11 protein-coding genes are annotated in these 18,299 nt (G+C 63.5%); 2 read left to right on the top strand and 9 right to left on the bottom strand.

What is annotated here, in order from left to right:
* Positions 1-34 precede the first annotated feature (34 nt).
* Positions 35-1,264, bottom strand: a complete 1,230-nt coding sequence (locus F4036_09455) for a hypothetical protein (protein MYK37965.1) — start codon at positions 1,262-1,264, stop codon at positions 35-37.
* A gap of 185 nt (positions 1,265-1,449) precedes the next feature.
* Between F4036_09455 and F4036_09450 the strand changes: the two genes are divergently transcribed.
* A complete protein-coding gene (locus F4036_09450) occupies positions 1,450-1,701 on the top strand; it encodes an NHLP leader peptide family natural product precursor (GenBank protein MYK37964.1) in 252 nt (83 codons plus the stop codon).
* Between the two features lie 128 nt (positions 1,702-1,829).
* Here the strand turns inward: F4036_09450 and F4036_09445 are convergent, their stop codons facing one another.
* The 8 genes from F4036_09445 to F4036_09410 all read right to left on the bottom strand — a co-directional run bounded on the left by F4036_09445 (position 1,830) and on the right by F4036_09410 (position 16,793).
* Positions 1,830-2,957 carry a hypothetical protein gene (locus F4036_09445; protein ID MYK37963.1) on the bottom strand — a complete coding sequence of 376 codons (1,128 nt, stop codon included), beginning with the start codon at positions 2,955-2,957 and terminating at the stop codon, positions 1,830-1,832.
* Positions 2,958-2,966: 9 nt separating this feature from the next.
* Positions 2,967-5,243, bottom strand: coding sequence for a TOMM precursor leader peptide-binding protein (locus F4036_09440; protein MYK37962.1), 2,277 nt, complete (start codon positions 5,241-5,243; stop codon positions 2,967-2,969).
* A 53-nt stretch (positions 5,244-5,296) separates the two neighbouring features.
* Positions 5,297-7,339 (bottom strand): hypothetical protein, encoded by a 2,043-nt coding sequence (locus F4036_09435; protein MYK37961.1) that lies wholly within the window; start codon positions 7,337-7,339, stop codon positions 5,297-5,299.
* Between the two features lie 79 nt (positions 7,340-7,418).
* Positions 7,419-8,720 (bottom strand): hypothetical protein, encoded by a 1,302-nt coding sequence (locus F4036_09430; protein MYK37960.1) that lies wholly within the window; start codon positions 8,718-8,720, stop codon positions 7,419-7,421.
* A gap of 10 nt (positions 8,721-8,730) precedes the next feature.
* Positions 8,731-11,646 carry an ATP-binding cassette domain-containing protein gene (locus tag F4036_09425; GenBank protein MYK37959.1) on the bottom strand — a complete coding sequence of 972 codons (2,916 nt, stop codon included), beginning with the start codon at positions 11,644-11,646 and terminating at the stop codon, positions 8,731-8,733.
* Between the two features lie 4 nt (positions 11,647-11,650).
* A complete protein-coding gene (locus tag F4036_09420; GenBank protein ID MYK37958.1) occupies positions 11,651-13,861 on the bottom strand; it encodes an NHLP family bacteriocin export ABC transporter peptidase/permease/ATPase subunit in 2,211 nt (736 codons plus the stop codon).
* 1 nt (position 13,862) lies between these two features.
* Positions 13,863-14,414, bottom strand: a complete 552-nt coding sequence (locus tag F4036_09415) for a hypothetical protein (protein ID MYK37957.1) — start codon at positions 14,412-14,414, stop codon at positions 13,863-13,865.
* A gap of 27 nt (positions 14,415-14,441) precedes the next feature.
* The gene (locus tag F4036_09410; GenBank protein MYK37956.1) at positions 14,442-16,793 is read right to left on the bottom strand and encodes an MMPL family transporter; all 2,352 of its coding nucleotides are present in this window, start codon (positions 16,791-16,793) and stop codon (positions 14,442-14,444) included.
* 195 nt (positions 16,794-16,988) lie between these two features.
* Here F4036_09410 and F4036_09405 point away from each other — a divergent pair, with 195 nt between their 5' ends.
* Positions 16,989-18,257 (top strand): tryptophan 7-halogenase, encoded by a 1,269-nt coding sequence (locus tag F4036_09405; GenBank protein ID MYK37955.1) that lies wholly within the window; start codon positions 16,989-16,991, stop codon positions 18,255-18,257.
* The last annotated feature ends 42 nt before the right edge of the window (positions 18,258-18,299 follow it).

The raw sequence follows: 18,299 nt of genomic DNA, 5'->3' as shown, positions 1-18,299 counted from the left end.
CGGCGGTCCGTTCATGCGCCAGCCGTAAACGCCATCAGTAGCTGTATGTGATATCCAGCCCCACGAAACTGTCTCGCCGACCCGCGTATGTCATATCCAGCGGATCCACCCGCAATTGCGCGATCACTTCCAGGCGCATCGACCAGTTGTCCGTCAGGCGGCGATTCATTCCCACGTTCAATGCGCGGTAATCGCGGCTCAAATCCCCCAGGACGCCGACGATGAACTCGGTGCTCTGCACGTCGTTCAAAGCGACCGAGGCCCCGACAAACAGGTCATTGGCCCACGCGGTCGTTGCCAGCGAACCGCGACTGTCGTCGTGCCATTCCGCAAACACGATCATGTCCGCCGCGGAGCCGAAGACTCCGTAGAAATTGCGCTCCAGGCCGAGAATGAAGGCGCGGTAGTTCTCCTCCAGGCCTGCGAGGTTGCGGGCGCCGCTGCGGCGAATCGCTTCCAGCTTGTAGATCCAGTCCCCGGTCGTGAGTTGCGCGTCCAGGCCGAATTGCCGGATCTGTTCGTAGTAGGGAATAAAGGGGGTGTCCGGGCCGGGAATCAGGCCGGGCGGGAGGGCCGGAACGAAAAAGGGCTCACGATTGGTTCCCACGAACGCGCTCAGGCCAAAGTCCAGCAGCCCGACGGTGTTGCTGTAACGGGCGGCCAGATCGATGTGGCGCTCTTCGCCGCCACTTTCGTACAAGGCGTCGTCAACAAGCGGCACAGGGCCCCGAAAGCGTCCGTGAGACCCCGGAAACGTGCGCTTGCGATGGTAGGGCAGCACCAGCCACTCCGCCATGCCCCAGCCGCCGGAGAGCGTCAGGTACGCCATGGGCTGACCCAGTTTGGCTTCTTCGCGCGGATGCTCGATCAGGTCGAACTGGTTGACGACGTCCACGAGGTTGTGCAGCTCGACCACGCCCCAGAACACGCGATCAACTCCCAGGCGAAGCTCCCAGGCAGTTTCGCCCCAGTCCCCGTACATCAGCAGGTAGGCCTCGCGCAGGTCCGCATGAGTGCGTCGCGAATCGGCGCTGTCGTAGCGGTAAAGCGGGGTAAAGGTAAAGCTGGCCGTTTCCGTGATGTCCCAGTAAAGCGTGGGCTCGACGACCACGCCGCCGCTTCCCGCACGCTGGCCCGCGAAGGCCGGCGTTTCGGGAAACCAGCGGGTCTGCAGGCTCAGGTCGCCGGAAAAATCAAGAGTCTGTGCAGCGGCGCCCCATGGAACCATGAGCGCGAGAGCCGCACAGACGCCGCGGAATCGCATCAGCGCACGCGTCGAAGTGCGGTCCGGCTGAATTTGCTGTGATCCACGGCATCGCCCCGACTGCAAAACGCGCAGTGAATATTGTACGGCATGGTCTGATACAATGAACTTCACCAACGCTGCGATTCTTTAACGGGAAACGTGGCGAAGGCCTCTGAAGCAACTCAATAAGACGGGGGTTTACTATGAGAAGTGGAGAACAGATGCTGCAGCAGATCGTCGAGAAATCCGCTCTGGACGCGGAATTCCGGCAACAGTTGTTGGCAGATCCCAAAAGCACCATCAGCAAGGAATTGGATATCTCGATTCCTGATTCGATGACAATCCAGGTTCATGAGAGCGACATGCAGACCGTGCATCTCGCATTGCCTCCTGATCCGAACATAACCGAAGAGCAACTCGAGGCCATCTCAGCCGGCCTCTGCTGCTGCTGGTAAACCGAACCGGCCGGCCAAGCGCCGGCTAGGTCGCGGAACTGCGGTTCCGCGCCGGTTCGACATTGAAAGCTGTCCCCCGCTCAATACGAGCGGGGGATGGTTCGCGCATATACGTCCTGCGCATTGGGTCAACTAGCCCCCTGGTCCGATACCTCTCCGGACAGCACCATGAACACGTAAGCCTTGGCCTTGCGAAGCTTGTTCCCGGAGATGACCAGCTTGATGTGGTGAATGCCTCTTAACAGTACGTAACGCCCGGTCTTTCCGAACAGCATGGAGGGTTTGGACACCCAGCCGGCAAGCGCACCGAGCTTTTCCGGGACTACCAGATCCTCATGGCCGAGGGCTTCCAGAAACGGGTCCCAATCCGTAAGCCCGTCGAGCCAGTAGCGCGCATCTTTCGTATATCTCTGCTTGACGATGAGCGTGAGACCGAGCGCTGAACCCACGCCATTTTCCTCAACGTCTATGTTCGCGCCGGACCTGACGATGCTGGCCCGTTCCCTGAAGCGTGCAATCACCGACTCCACGGCCGAAATCCGACCCGGCCAGCCAGTGTCCCGAAGAAAGGAACATATTTCCTGCTGCGACTTGAACCCCATGATCGCCAGGCGGATCGCGCGTGAACGGGAAGGGAATACCCCGAAGGAATCCATTCGCGTGTCTTCGGGCTGCGCCCGGTAAACCCGTTCGAGACTCTTCCGCTGAGCATCGTTCATCTTCCAGCCCACGCAGGAAACAAGTGCGCCGACCACCGTGCCCACATCGTTCAGCTGGCCCCCGCCAACGATCGGACGCTCGCCGGGCCGCAGGAAGATTCCGGGTTGCGCATGCTCGTCGCCGCTCGCCGAGCCTATGTCGTATTCCAGCATCAGCTTGCGCCCGACGATTTCACGCAGCGGCGAGCCTTCGGATTCCATTTCCCTGAACAGGCGCACGACCGCTCTCGCCGTTTCATCCGCTTGTCCGCCCCGCGCAGTTTCTTCGAACCAGGCCCCCGCCCGGGTTCCGCTTGCCAGAGAGGCTCCGAAATCCGCTTCCGGCCTGCGGTCGTGCAGTGGCAGTTCGAAGCCGAACGGCAGGGCGGCCATCGTTATCGGAAGTCTTCCGGCGCATTCCAACACCCGCTGCCATTCCCGGTCCCCGATAAGGACCGCCGAAATCCTGTTTCTCAGGTGCCCGAGCAAATCGGCCATGGTGCCGCCCTCTTCCGCAAGCCGGTCCTGGGTCCGCGTTATTGCTTCGTCAATGTCCAAGCTGTCTCCTCAGGCGATCACCGGTGCGGGATTGATGTCGGCCTCGGCCAGCGGGCGGCTGCGGCGGCCCATGCTGACCGGCACGTCATACAAACGCCCCGGAGCGAGTCGTTCCCAGAAATGGCGGAGGCCCGGCACGATGACGCGCACCACGGGCATGCCGATGTCGGGCCGCGTCTGGTCCAGGACCAGGAACTCCATGCCTCCGGCCTCGACTCGCGTCCGGCAGTATTCCACATCCTCGCGCATGTCGGCCGTCTCGATCACCCTGTAATGCGAAGCCTTGCGCAGCGGCGCGTCTTCCGCCGGCGCCAGCCAGGAACAATCGGCCAGCCGGGCGGTTTTCCACCACCAGAGCGCCAGCGGATCGTCGATCATGGGCCGGCCGTCGCGGCTTCCGGGGCGCGGCAGCCAGGTAAGGCACTGGTTCAATTCGCAAACCGCGCGCAGGGCCGCAATACGCGGGTCGGCATGGGCGCCGGCACCGTAGATGATGTCCTCGGTTTCCGCATCGGGCCGTCGCGAGAGCGCAACGAATGCGGGAATTCCGATATCGGAGGTGACGTCGAGCATCCACAGGTCCCGCTCAAACCGTGCGTAGTAGCCCGCAGCCGTTGCGAGGTACTCGTCGTCGAAACTGGCGAGATCCACTGCCGGCGCCTTGAGTCTGTTGTACCACCAGATGGCAAAGGCGTCGCGCTCGGCGAGTTCGTAGAAGCCCTGCAGTATGGCCTCCTCCAGGGTGTTGCCCGCGGCGCAGCCATTGGAGTCGGCAATCAGGTCGCCGGCGGCGCGCTGTTCGGGGGCCATGCTGTAGAGCATCGAGGTGGGCAGATAGCGATGGCGCTGCTGCGTGAACGACCAGACGGGCGTCCAGTCCAGTTCGGCATCGGGATCCATGCGTGGAGGCACGATGTTGTACGGGTGCCCCTTCGCGTTGATGCTCTCGGCGTTGTCAAGCTGGGTATCGCTGAAGAGTTGCGCATCGTTGGGGTGTATTGCCTCATCATCATCCGAAAAATCGGTGAATCGCCTGCGGGCGCGGATCTCGTCACCATGAAGGCAGCCCGAATATCGCTCGAGGGCTTCGCACAGCGCGCTGACCTCCGACTGCTCGCGCGTGCTGCCCTTGCCGGCGCTCTTGCTCCGCAGGCTGCGTCGGAGCGAACTCAGGGTCCGGCTCCTCATGCCGAGATTGCTTCCCGCCCAATAGACATGCAGCCAGGAATCGGCCTCGTCGGTAGTGCGCTTCAGCCAGGTCACGACGCCACTGATCGGGCTTACCAGGTGGCGGTATTTCGCCAGCGTTGCTTCCGGGGCCACGGTGCGCGCGCCACCGCTGTTGCTGACGGCCCTGGGGCTGGACTTCAGCTGCAAGGCCACGGGCGCCCGGTCCGCACGGAAAAGGTCTTCGTCGCCGCAGGCCGGGCACTGCGGCCGGCGCATGACGCGGTGGCGCGAACTCGTGAACGTTCCGATGTCCATCGTCATCGCCTGTTCGTGCAACGGCGCCGCCTCATCCAGCACCAGCCACTTGACGATTTCCGCCGCAATCAGCCCGTACAGCGCATCCAGCAGCACGGGGTCGGCGGCAAACGGTTTGAAGGCGGCCTTCTCGCCCACGACATTTCTGAGAAACTGATGCACTTCCTGGTGACCGCCAAGCCGGTAAGCCAGGCAGGCCCAGCAGGGTCCTTCTCCATCCGCCCGAAATACGGGACCGAACAGCGGCTGTATGCCGCGGGGGCGCATCAGCATCCACGGCACACCTGTTTCAAGCCGGTGTCGATTCACCTCCGCAAGGCGCTCTTGCAGATACTCGTCGCAAACGATCACGGTGAGCTTGGGCGCGGCGGTCCCTGCGGTGACGCCGAGTTCTTCCATATGCCGTGCCAGACGGCCCTCGTCACCCACAATTTCGATGCGCGATTCCGCCAGGCTCTGCTCCGCCCGGCACGGCGAGGCGCCGAGCGACGACCAGTAGGCCGCCCGGCTCCTGTCCATTCCATGCCCGCCGGAGACTACGTAGCCCCTGGCGGCAAGTGAAGCGATGGCCGCGCGAACTTCCGAGGCGGTGTGTCCGGCCTTGAGGACGGCGGCAATCTCTTCCTGCTCGCGCCGGCCATCGAGCACGGGCAGCAGCTTGCAATAGATTTCACCGTGCAGCAGCGTATTGAACGACTCCGAAACCAGCAGGGTCTGCTGTTCGCCGATGACGTGGAATTCCAGGTGCGGCGCAAGCGCGGGCAGCTTGACGATGCCCCGGTCGGCAGCCGTCTTCTTCATTGGGGCGTATTAACGCTATGCGTTTCCGTTCGGGTCTGGATCAACGGACGCCCTCAGGCGCGCGTAAGAAAGGCGTCGAGTTCCGCTTCAGCGTCGGGCGCGGTTTCCGCCACCGTCGATGCGCCCCATTCGGACAGAACGTCGCGCCGCACTTCGTCGAAGCGGCCCCCTATTCTCGAATCGCCGGTCTCGAATACGCAGCGCGCCCTGGTCAAGTCGGGCCCCCTGGCCGCGCCGACACTCCTGCAATGCTCGGCCAGATCGCTTGACGGCAGCACGACACAGCGCTCCGTCCCGTGCGGGACCGGGGAAAACAACAGGCTGTTCTGCGTCAGACCGGTCAGCTTGTCGAGAAACAGCGCGCATAGCCGCCCGCCGTCGCCCGGGCCGTCATGCACAAACAGGAAATCGGCCGCAACGCCCGGATGAGCCTCCCGGCCGGCGAGATCGCCCAGGAGTATCGCGGCGGCCCCACCTTCACTCACGGGCCCGCGCCGGTCCACAAAATCCGCGACCACCGAGGCCAGCACGGTCGCGATCGAGACTTCGGCCAGGTTGGACAGCGCGGTCCTGGCCTCGTCCGCAGACAGGTTTCCGCGCACCACGTGCATTCCGATCTGAAATGCCTTGTCGTTCGACCAGTTACGCACCACTTCCGCGGTGTCATTCGCATCGGTCGCCGGAATCTCGGCTATCAGGCCCTTCATTTCCTCGACGCTCATCTCGAAAGTCCAATACACTCGCGCCAGCCCGCGACGCGCGATCGATTCGACTTCGGGGTCCGACATGAACCCCCTGGGCAGATCGAGATCGGTGAATTCCGGATCCTTGAGATTGTCCAGCAGTTCGGGATTGCGTTCGATCCATCGCGCCAGCCGCGGGGCGGACCCGAAGATTTCAATGATTGCGCTCAGATGCTCGGGCCGTGCTGCGGCAACGGGGCTGTCGTAGGCGCTCCAGTCGTCAATTTCGGGGTAGAAGTGCTTGCGCCATTGATCCACCAGCGGATCCATCTTCTCGAACCAGCGCTTCGGCCGCAGCACGATGTTCATCAGGTCGCTGTAGGTGCCCGGCAGGAACGGCGATTCGTCCGCCCCGGTGATCTGCAGCAGCGGATAGGGTCGGCTGGCCAGCGCATGATGGTCCGCGTGGCGCTGCATGTTGAAGAACATCCAGTTGCTGAACTTCCAGTCGGCGCTCCAGGAATGGCGCGGCGCCACCTTTTCCCAGCGGCCGTTGGGAAGAAGGACCCGGCGAAGACCGTAGTGCTGCAGATAGTTGCTGATCTTCATCGAGAACACGCAACCAAAGCCGAGGAAGACAAAGACCAGGACCGCCCAGATGCCGCCCATCCAGAACACCAGTCCGTACCAGAACGCAATATAGACGCCGTATCGCCAGAACGGATTGCTGTAATGCCAGACGGGCAGGCGGCGGCGCGCCAGGAGCTGGCTTGCCATTTTCCACGAGTTGGTGAGGTTGCTCACGATTTCCTTCGGAAAATAACTCCAGAAACTCTCGCCCTTGGGTGCGGACCCCACATCGTGCGGCGTGCCCACCTGCGCATGGTGGATGTAGACATGTTCCGTGGCGTATTGAGGATAGGAGGCCGAGGCAAGCAGGAATTCGCCCCACCGTCGTTCCCAGGGAGTGCGCCGGTGAACCAGTTCGTGACCGACAATGAAGACCGCCTGCGCCTCCATCGTCAGGATGATCGCCAGTATCACGTTCTCCCAGATTGCAAACGGACTCGCAACCAGAATCTGCCACAGGCCGAAAACCAGAGTGACAGGCCAAAGAAACGCCCAGCACCAGACCGGCAGGTTGTGCCAGATCAGGCGGCGACCCGGCGCTCTGGCCGGATCCATGTTGCGTCCGTCGAGACCCAACGCCCGATCGAGCGGCGTGGCGGCGGCAAAGAACAGAAACGGCGGCAATAACCACCAGCCTCCATAGGCCGCCGCGGCGAGAATCAGAGGAAATACGCCCAGCGGCAGATAGTGCGGCAGGGCCGTTCGGATCGAAGGCTCGATCAGCTTTGAGACATCGGCATTGTGTGGCCCAAAGCCACCGCTTGCGGCTGTTTCCTGCGGCATGGCAGCGTCTCTACGGGATGTTCACCCCCGCTTTACATCGGGGTTCATGTTAGCACCGCATGACATCGTCGCAAATCCTTCATCCGGCCAGGATTTCGATCAGGCGCTCCAATGCTTCGATGCAAAACGCGGTGGTCATGGCCTCGGAGCCATGTCCTATCTGCCCTACCGTGCCCCACCTCAACGTCTGGTCGCCAAATGCCAGCAGTTCCGGCCAGCTGCCGTCCTCGTGCTGTGATCCGATCAACCTTTCCGCCAGGCGTCTCACGTTCGCTGCTTCAAGGCATCCGATGTTATGGAGCGCCGACACCGCCTGAGCGGTCTGCAGGACGTTGCCGAACCCTTCCTCCCCGTCGCACAGTTTCAGGATGGCGTCGGCAAGCACCGGACGCAGACCCTCGAAAGCGGGCCGGGCGCGAACCAGGGCCCGGGCGGTTGCATAGTAGGTCGCAACCGCGTCGGGATACCACTTGGACGAACCCTCGACACGGCCCTCTGTGACCAGGTCCGTCAGCCAGGCTTGAGCGTCCCTGGTTTCGGGATGGTCGCCCAGGCAGGCAATGACATTCGCATTGACCACGGGGTCGGCTTCGATGCGAAAGCGCGAAACGACATCAGGTTCTCCTTCCTCCAGCAACCAGGTCAGGAAACGTCCCTGCTCGTCGCGGTTGGCCAGCATTCGGGAAACGTTCCTTCCAAGAACAATCCAGGGGTGGTCCGCGATAACGAGCGAACAGAGACTGGAGCTGTCAAGGTCCCGGGGCAGATGACGGTAGTAACGCCACAATCCCGGGTATTCGATAGTGTCGACCAGATACTGCCTCGTGCGGCTGCAGATGGCCCTGGCTACCGCCTCCCCGCAACTTTCCAGAGCCAGCGCGCAGAAAGCGGATACGAAAGCCGGCCTCTCGAAATGCCGCGGAATGTCCGGGTCGGCCGTGCTGAACCGGATGCAGTGCCAGGCGCCATTTGAGTCCACTGCGGAATCCAGGAACGCAAGGCCGCGGCGAATGCTCTCCCTGCCCGCTGCCGCAAGCGTCCCGGACGCAGGGGAGCCGCCCGGCATCGTTGCCGGCTGTCCGGCCGGCGGACGAATGTCGGGCGCGGGATCGTACATGGTCTTCCGGAGATACTCGAGCGACGCCACGCCGGTCCTGGCCGCTTCGCGCTCTTCCTCGCTAAGCCTGCTCGGCGGCGGAAGGACGAGATGCGTGACGGTGTTCGTGTTTTCGTGAACATGTATCTCATGGCCGTCGGCCATCGTCACGCCCAGCTCCGTTTCGATCGTTTCTTTCGGCGCCGCCAGCAGGCGTTGGCGAAACGGGCCATCGGAACCGGCTTTTTCGACGAGATATTTCGCTGCGTTGAGGGGTTTCTTCAACGGATTCCGCTTAAGCGATCTGCCTCTTGACCAGGTCCCGGAATACCCCGTCCACCTCCATGAGTTCCCCAAAGGCGCCGCTTTGCACGACCTTGCCGGCCTGCAGCACGTAAATGCGGTCGGCGTGTTCCAGCGTCGAGAGGCGGTGGGCGATGACGATCCGGGTCGAGGTCAACACGGCCAGATTCTGCATGACCTGGGCCTGACTCTCGTTGTCGAGCCAGTTGGTCGCTTCGTCCAGCAGCAGAATCCTGGGTCCGCGCATCAGCGCGCGCGCGATCGTGATGCGCTGACTCTCCCCGCCTGAAAGGACTGCGCCGCTGGTGCCGACCAGCGTCATCATGCCCATGGGCATGGACTTGATCTCGCGCTCGATTTCGGCGGTCTGGGCCGCCTGCCATGCTTCCTCGGTGGACGCTTCGTCGTGGTGGGCGACGATGTTGTCCCAAAGGTCCTGGGGATGAAGTTGAACCGACTGGGGGACCACGCCTATTTTCCGGCGCAGCTGTTTCAGGTTCAGGCGCCGCAGGTCGCGTCCGTCGTAATAGACCGATCCGGAGGATGGCTGGTCCACGCCCAGCGCAAGCCGGAACAGCGTGCTCTTGCCGGCCCCGGATTCGCCGGCAATGGCGACGAACTCTCCGGGACGGGCGCGTATCGTGACGTCGTCGAGAATCAGCGGGCCGTCGGGATCGTAGCGGAAGGAGATATGGTCGAACAGAACCTCCCCGGCCAGGTATTCGATCGGCTCGCCCTCGACCGCGGTCTCGGGAGCCGCGGCGAGCAGGGGGCGCATGTGGTCGAACGCCGGCCGCATGCCGGCAATCACGCCGAATGACTCGCCCAGCCGGGCAACGGCAACCTGATAGGCAATGAACACTGTGTAAACGACGAGAAAATCGCTGACCGGGACAGTCCGGTCGCCGGTCGTCGCCACCGCGAAAAGCAGTGCCGCGCCCGCGAGGAAGGGGAGCGCGGCGCCGAAGGCCTGCAAATGCCCCTGCATCGTGCCCAAATCGTACTCCGCGCGCTTTTGCTCGCGATAATCCCTGGCGGACATGGCGAAAGCCGACCCTTCCGCGTTCTCGACACGCAGCTTGGCGATCCCCTTGATGATCTGGAACAGGTTCCCGGTTGCGCGGCGTACTGCGCCGGCCATGCGGCCGTGGGATGAAACCTGACCCGATCCGAGCGCTACCGTCACCAGCAGCGACGTCAGGCTGAAGACAAGGGCGATGATTCCGAGCGTTGCGTCGTAAAAGAAAATGACGCCAAAAACGGGGAGCAGGAAAATGAGCGACAACACGCTGTCCGCGAGCGCTCCCTGCAATCCGTCGCGCAGATTCTGGAAGGTCATCCCCGACATGGCCAGATCGCCGGCCGGGTAGCGGCGCAAAACGCTTCGGGGCAGCCGCAGAAGGCGGTCCCAGAAGGCGGCCTCGATCCGCGACGACGAGCGGTTCTCCAGCCGCATCATCGCCGTACCCTGAAGCAGGTGCAGCAGTGCGCCGAGCAGGCCCAGACCCGCCAGCGCCAAGGCCACCGCGTAGAGCGCGCCGGGACTTCCGCCCTGGACGATATGGTTCGCGACGAAGCCGAGAGCGAAGGCCGGCGCCAGCTTGATCAGACCGCCCGGCAGTCCCGCAAAAACCAGCCGCACCAGATCCGCGCCCGATCCTCGCAGACCGATGCGGAAAAGATCGGCCGGTTCCGCGCTGCCCGGCGGCAAGGGCGGATAGAACATCCACGCATCGTCCTGCAGTGCGCCCGCGCGCTCCGCCGTTACCCTGCTGCTGCGCTTGCTGACCGGATCGATTTCCCTGTAGCGCCCGAACGCTCCCGGCAGCAGCGCGACGGGACGGCCGTCCTCGGCCCGGAAGGCCAGCATCGCATTGCTGTCGCCCCGCCACCAGTTGTCGTCGGCGCTCAATCGCACCCGCCGGGCACGTACGCCGGAGGCATCAAGGATATCGGCCAGCCCGACCGGTGAATCGAAAGGTCCGGAGCGCGCCGGAACCCTGAATTCGATGCCCTCGCGGCGGCCGACGATCTTCACGGCATCGGCAAGAGCCGTATCGTCCGCGTCCGCGCTCCGATCGTCCGGCAGGTCATAGATATTGAACAGCCGGCGCCGGGCGACTTCCTCGGCCACGCGGCGGCTGCTCGTCCGCGCGCGCTCCAGGTTCGCGCTATCGACTACCGCGAGCCGGCGATTGAGCCGCTCAAGGGCAAAGGCAACGGCGTGAAAGGAAGCCAGCGCCGATAGCAGCGCGCCTTCCGCCGCCAGCGTCTCGGATGATCTGGCGGAAAGTTCCGCGGCTTCGGACAGGGTGAGCCAGCCGGTTTGAGTCAGCGGAATCACGGCCTCTTGCGAGCCGCCTGCCCCGCTGAGTTCCGCACAGTCGATCAGGTCCATGAAAAGGCTGGCGCCTGCGGGCGGCTGGGATACCCATACGACTCCACGCCTGACGGACACCGTCCCCGGGCCCAGGGTTCGTGTCTGATCCGGTTCGACCAGCGCATCGGGGCGCGGACTGTGGGTTGCATAACGGAACAGCGTGTCGGTAACGCCGCTCAGCCAGGCATCGGTCTGTTCGGCCAGTTCGGCCGGGTCCAACCTGGAGAGCATGCTCGCCGGCAGCCGTTTCAGGAACGTACCGGGCAATCCCTTCGCGATCAGGCTGAACGTCGTGTCGTCCTCATCCGGCGCGACGCCCGGCAGAAAGCCGCCGGCCTCCGCGCGCAAGAGATGCTGCGGCGCCGTCTGCTCCACACCGTCCTTGAATTCAATCAGGAACAGATCGACGGCGCCCTGATCGATGAACCAGACGCTGTCCGGGTCGTCCAGCTTCACCGGCATGTTGCCGGCGCAGGGCACGGGTTGGCCGGCGAGTTCCGCAATCGACGTGAATTCCGGACCTGACATCGCTTCAACCAGCCTTGACGAGCTTGTAATAGGTGCCTTCCCTGTCCGCGATCAGCTGGTCGTGGTTGCCACGCTGCACTTCGACGCCCTTGTCGAGCACGATGATTTCGTCGCAGTCCCTGACGGTGCTCAGCCGGTGCGCCACAATCAGGCAGCTCACGCCCCTGCGCCGCAAGGCATCATCTACGTATTCCTCCGTGGCCGCATCCAGCGCGCTGGTGGCCTCGTCCAGAATGAGCACGGTCGGATTGCCCACCAGCGCGCGGGCGATTTCCAGCCGCTGACGCTGGCCGCCGCTGAAATTCACGCCGGCTTCCTCGACCCGGGTGGCATAGCCTTGCGGCCGGCGAAGAATCTCGTCGTGGATGCAGGCATCCCGCGCCGCGGCGATGACGGCTTCGTCCGGTACGGCCGGGTTCCACAAGGTGATGTTGTCGCGCAGGGAAGCGGAAAAAAGCACCACGTCCTGATCCACCATGGAAACGGATCGCCGCAGTACTTCCTCGGGAATCTCATGCCGCGGATGGCCATCGAACAGGATTTCGCCGGACCAGGGCTGATAGATGCCCGCAACCAGCCGCGACAGGGTGGATTTGCCGGAACCGCTGGGGCCGACCACGGCCACCCGGCGCCCCGGCCCGATTACCAGGTTGAAGTCCTTGATCAACGGCGGCCTGGCCTTGTTGTAGCCGAAGGTGACCTCCCGCAATTCGACGCGGCCTGCAAGCTGCAGTCGGCCATTGAACGTGGGGATCGACTCGGACTCGGGACTGCGGCGGGCGAAAACGGGATCTTCCTCCGCCCTGGAGATGTCTTCCAGCCTTTGCATGTCCGTCTCGAGCGCCTGGCGCTTGTCCGTGAGTTCCAGGAAGCGCCCGATAGGCGCCAGAAACATCTCCGCCAGAATGTAGAGTCCGACGAGCGTGCCCAGCGTGATGTCTCCCGCCATCACCCGGGTGGCTCCGATGCCGAGGATCGCCGCGGCACGTAGCGCAGCGATGAGGCCCGGAAGCGCGGCGTCGAGATAGCCCAATTCGGAATAGCGCCGGCGCGCACCGAGTTCGCGCGCCTGCTGGCCGCTCCAGCGTGAAAAGAACCGATCGTCCGTGGCCGTCATGCGCAGGTTGTCCACATGACTCAGCATCTGCATGCCAACGCCGATCAGCATTCCCTGCTCACGCCTCATCGCATGGCTGCGATCGGCGCGCAGCGACTTGACGAAGTAAGCCAGCACTCCGTTCACGATCGCCAGAGCCAGCACGGTCAGCGCCAGCCAGACATCGTAGGCCAGCATCGCCACCAGAAATACCGCGCTCATCGCCATGTCGATAATGAGCACCAGAAGCTGGCCGGTCAGGTTCTTTGCGATCCGGTCGATGGAGGTGACCCGGTCGGTCAGGTCGCCCACCAGCCTGTGCTGGAAGAACTCGACCGGCAGGCGAAGCAGCCGCGTCAAGCCGCTGTTGAAGCCGACCACCGAGATGCGGATCGCCAGACGGTTCAGGAAACGGTGCTTGAGCAGGGACAGTACGTAAACCAGGATGCCGGCGCCCAGAAAAGCCGTCACCAATCCCCCCCAGGGCCGGTTGTTTGCCAGAACATGGTCCACGAAAACACTGACGCTTGCGGGAATAACGAGAGCCAGCAGCGCCAGCATCAGTCCGCAGGCGACCGTCCCGGCAACCACGCCCCAGGATTCCGCGCGCCAGGCCGTCAATTGCCTCAACAGGCCCGGTCTTTCGCCGCCCGGACGGAAATCCGCCGTACGCTCGAATCTCAGGGCAACGTTGCTGTAGCCCTTGTCGAACTCTTCGGCCGAAACCGTGCGGCGCCCGGTGGCGGGATCGTTGAGGTAGAAATTGTCTCTGTCGAATCCTTCGAGAATCAGGAAATGGTGAAACTGCCAGAACAGGATCAGGGGCAATTCCACCTTCTTGAGCGCCTCGCTGGTCAGGCTCAGTCCGCTGCACTTGAGACCATAGTGCCGGGCGGCGCGCAGGATGCTTGCGGCGCTGGAACCGTCACGGCTCACCTCGCATTTTTCGCGCAGTTCGGTAAGCGGCGCCCAGCGCCCGTAATAGGCCAGGATGCTGCCCAGGCAGGCAGCGCCGCACTCGGTTGCGTGCATCTGCAGCAGAAGCGGCGTGGTGACCCTGCGTTTTAGGGGTGCCGATGCGGCCTTCGCTTTCGCCCCTGTAGAGGCGCGCGGCGGCATTTCAGGATTGCCTCCGTACGAAAAAAGCCAGCGGCGATTGACTGCCGAGCTCAATCACGATCCGGCACGCCGGCCCATCGGCGGAAGGGAATTCCCGGCCCTGGTCGAGGGCGATCTCCAGGCGATGCATGGTCACCGGCGCCGCCGACTCGACCGGCGATGCCCCGTCGGCCGGGAGTACGGCGGCGAGGCCCGAGACCACGCCCGGATGACTGCGTGCCCGTCCATCGGCGATATCGACTTCCAGCGAGGCCGGCATGCCGGACTCGATCCGGCGCGCAAGCTCTGTTTCGATCCATACCACCGCCTGCAGGGACGAGCCGTCACCCGGATTTTGCTCGCCGGAAGCTACAAGCACGCCTTCAACCGTGACGCTGCGGGCCACGCTGCCGAACAACAGCCACGCCACGAAAAGGAGCAACACCAGCCCGGTGACCGCCACCAGCGCAAGTTCCCCCGGGGTGGAAATGGTCAGCAGCCGGTCGAGTCGTTCGCGCTCTTTCTTGGCCTTGCCAACGGTCTTGTGAAAGGAGTCGAATGGATTGTTGAACACGGCGGCGCCCGGTGTGACCCGGCGAAATTATGGCACGAGGGCGCTTTTGTGCGCGATTTGTCCGCCGGACGGCTTGTCGATTGCCAGTAACAGCGCGGGCAGCAGGGACAGGTCCGCGATAAGCGCGAAGCCGATAACCATCGCGGTGAGGATCCCCACCTGGGCCGTGGGAAGGAACGGAGAGAATGCGAATATAAGAAAACCGGCCACCAGCACGACCGTGGTCGTAAACAGGGCCCGGCCTGCCGTCTCGAAAGCATAGTGCACGGCCTGCTCGGGATCGCGGCCGTATTCGCGCCGCGCACGGCGGTACTTGGCGAGAAAATGCACGGTGTCGTCCACGACTATGCCGATCGTCATGGCCACCACCACGGACAGCGAAAGCCCGACCTGCCCGACCGTCAGTCCCCAGACACCGAAACCCATCACGGCGGGGAGCAGATTGGGCACGATGCTGACCAGGCCGAGCCGCAGCGAACGCAGGGCGGCCAGGAGAATGGCGGAAATCGCGACAAGCACGACGATGGTGCCCAGCAGCATGGCCCGGATATTGCGCTGGCCGATGTAGGCGAACAGCGCCGAGGGACCGGAACTGTTGACTCCGACAATCCGAGGCGCGTTTTCCTTGAGCCAGGCATCGGCACGCGCGTTCAGATCCAGCAGGTCCTGCGAATACAGCGTCGTGGACGATACCGTCATGCGCGTAGCCGATCGGAGCGTGTCCATCTGGTTGTTGAGATCCAGACCCTGGGGCAGTGAAAGCTCGTAGAGCAACAGGTACTGCGCCGCCAGTTCCCGGCTCTCGGGGATCCGGTAATACGCGGGATCGTCGCCGTGCATGCTCTGGTTGAGTTGCCGAAAGGTGTCGGTGATGACCGAGACATGGCGCACGGAAGGCTGCTCGCGGAACCACTCGGCGAAGGCCGATACCTCGACGAGGAATTCGGGATCGGTTACGCCACCCGCGTCGGCCGCCTCCAGCGAGTAATCGAGCACGGTGTTGCCGCTCAGGCGCTCGTCCATGAAATCGGTGTCGCGTCTGAACTCGACGCTCTCATCGAAGAAATGGACCAGCACGTCATTGAGTTCATTGCGCGGAATGGCCACGATCATTGCGATCACCACCACCACCCATCCCCACAGCAGCACCTTTCTTCTCCGCAGCGCAAAGTCCGCCATGGAGCCAAGCAGCGGCCCGACCAGGCGCCGGTCCGACCCGGGTCGGACCGGGAGCAGCGAAAGCACGGCCGGCAGAAATGTGACGGAAAGAACGAAGGACATGCCGATCCCGAAAGCGACGAAGTTGCCGAGGTGGCGGTAGGGGGGGACCTCCGAAAAGTTCATGCTCAGGAATCCGAGCGCCGTCGTGAGGCTGGCCAGGAACACCGGGTGCAGGTTGAGGCTGACGGAATGGACGATGGCATCGCGCTTCGAGTTCCCGGCGCGCATGTGCTGCTGCAATGTCACCAGCAGGTGAACGCAGTTGGCCACGACAATCATCAACACGATGGTCGGCGCCGGCGAGATGGGCGGGGAAAAAGGCAGGCCGGCCCAACCGCCCAGGCCGATCGACGCGAGAATGGAAAAGACGATCACCGTCCCGGTCGCCGCTACCCCCGCAATGCCGCGGATGAGGACCCCCAGGATCAGGGCCATGAGCGCAAGGCTGGCGGGCAGGAAAATCATCTGGCTCTCGATCGATGCTTCCAGGAAGGTCTGATTGATCATGACCGTGCCGACCACGCGAAGGTCCATGCCGGCAAACTGTTCTTCCGCCTGTGCGGCGATCTCGCGAGCAAAGCCTGCGACTTCGGCGACCGCCTCCAACTGGTCCCCGTCGGGCAGTTCCACCGTTACGTTCACCACGCTCACGTCGCCGCCGGTCGCCAGGATGCTGCCCTCGACACGGGGATCGGCCAGGGCGATTGCACGTATGCGCGATCGCGCGTCGGGATCGGTCAGTTGCTGCGGGTCAACGAGGTCCCGCACATACAGGTCGTCGCCTTCCGCCGTCGTGTACTGGAAGTTCGTCAACGAATCGACCCGTCGGGAATACGGTGTCTGCCAGGCGGCTTCCGTGAGCCAGACTGCCGCCGAGAGCGCGGTCTCCGAGGTCGCGTTTCCATCGTCCGGGACGATCAGGAATACAACGTTTTCGTTCTTGCCGTAGGTGCCCTCAAGCGCTTCCAGCGCCAGGAGCTGCGGATTGTCCTCGTCGAAAAAGATGCGATAGTCGCCCGAGAAACCGAGGCGCAGAATGCCGCTGGACGCGACCGCCACCAGGAACAGCGCGGCCAGGATGACCCGCCAGCGAAAGGCGACCACCCATTCGGCAAATCGGGTCTCGAATCGCCCCTTGCCCGCGTCCGGCCCGCTCACGGAACCTGAAACACGAGCACTGCCGTACGCATTGATTCGCGACGAGAACCGCTCATTCCACCCCCATTGAATGCAGCCGAGTATAGGGTCGGCCGGCAGTCATTGTCCATCGGATGGCCGATTCCACGCGCTCAAGTAGAATCAGCCTTCGGGCATGTTGAGATAGGTGGTTTCGGGGGGACCCCAGCCGTGACGATGCCGGGCAGTAACTCGTGCAGGAAGATCGCCGTGGTCGGGCGCGGGACCGCGGGCGCCCTGGCCGCCGCCAGCGTGTCCCGGCTGCACCCGGACAAGGACCATGAACTGCACCATATCTACGACTCGCGCATTCCGGTCATCGGCGTAGGCGAGGGAAGCTGGCCCAGCCTGGTCCAGCAATTGCATCGGCTGTCGGGATTGCCGCACGAGAAGGTTCAGCAGCGCCTGAACGCGACCCGCAAGTACGGTGTGCAGTTCGAGGGATGGGGCCGGCGGAAGAGCGAGTTCATTCACTATTTCACGCCGCAGGAAGTATCCTACGCCTACCACCTGTCGGCCGACGTGATGGGCGATTTGCTGAGCGAGGGCACGCGCGCCCGCCACATCGACGCCAGGGTGCTGGACATCAAGAGGGTGGACGGCGGAGCGCAGGTGGAGTTCGAGGACCTGCCGCCCGAGCGCTACGACCTGGTATTTGACGCGCGCGGATTTCCCAAGCGACTGGATCCCGCAGAGCACATCGAAATCTCCTTCATCCCGACGAATACCGCGGTGATCCGCCGCTGTCCGGCGATCATCGAGGAACCGCCCGACGGGCCGGTCCTCAAACACACCTACACCCGCGCGATCGCGCGCCCGCACGGATGGGTGTTCGTTATCCCGCTAACCGCGCACACGTCATACGGTTATATCTTCAACCGCGACATATCCGGCCTGGAGGAAGTCGAAAAGGACTTCGACGAACTGCTGGCGCAGGACGGCGTGACGGAATTCGAAAAACGCGCCGTACTGCGTTTTCCCAATTTCGTCCACCGTCGGATCTACGACGGCGCGGTGGCCCGCATCGGCAATGCGGGCGGCTTCATGGAACCGCTGGAGGCCACCGCGATCCGGCTGGCCGAGATGCAGGTCGGGATGATTCTGCAGATGCGGTTCAACCGGCCTGCCGAATACCAGGAAAACGACGTGCCGGTCGTCAACCGCTTCCTGATTAACGACACGCTCACCTGCGGCCTGTTTGTGGGGTGGCACTACAGCTGCGGTTCCCGGTACGACAGCCCGTTCTGGCGCCACGCCCGGGACCGCGCCTGGCCGACCTACCGAAGCGCCACGGATCCGGCGGCCGTGGGCTGTGCCGCATTGAGCAAGTTCGATGAAATGATCGGCCTGATCAACGCGCCGGTGATCGACCAGTCGGATTGGGACCGGAGGTGCGGATTTCCCCTGACCAGCTTTGCGCAGATGTCTCAGGGACTGGGTGCGTAACCGGCGCGGCGCATTGCGAAATTGGCGGCTTTCGTGTAGAAA

This window comes from Gammaproteobacteria bacterium (assembly GCA_009845905.1).
Classification (GTDB): Bacteria; Pseudomonadota; Gammaproteobacteria; order Steroidobacterales; family Foliamicaceae; genus Foliamicus.
The sequence above is the reverse complement of the archived record's forward strand: the minus strand, read 5'-3'. Positions and strand labels throughout refer to the sequence as shown.

Excerpts from the sequence above, each read along its gene's own strand:
- F4036_09450 (MYK37964.1), top strand. The coding sequence starts at position 1,450 with ATGAGAAGTGGAGAACAGATGCTGCAGCAGATCGTCGAGAAATCCGCT.
- F4036_09435 (MYK37961.1), bottom strand. The coding sequence starts at position 7,339 with ATGCCGCAGGAAACAGCCGCAAGCGGTGGCTTTGGGCCACACAATGCC.
- F4036_09420 (MYK37958.1), bottom strand. The coding sequence starts at position 13,861 with ATGCCGCCGCGCGCCTCTACAGGGGCGAAAGCGAAGGCCGCATCGGCA.
- F4036_09425 (MYK37959.1), bottom strand. The coding sequence starts at position 11,646 with ATGTCAGGTCCGGAATTCACGTCGATTGCGGAACTCGCCGGCCAACCC.
- F4036_09440 (MYK37962.1), bottom strand. The coding sequence starts at position 5,243 with ATGAAGAAGACGGCTGCCGACCGGGGCATCGTCAAGCTGCCCGCGCTT.
- F4036_09455 (MYK37965.1), bottom strand. The coding sequence starts at position 1,264 with ATGCGATTCCGCGGCGTCTGTGCGGCTCTCGCGCTCATGGTTCCATGG.
- F4036_09405 (MYK37955.1), top strand. The coding sequence starts at position 16,989 with ATGCCGGGCAGTAACTCGTGCAGGAAGATCGCCGTGGTCGGGCGCGGG.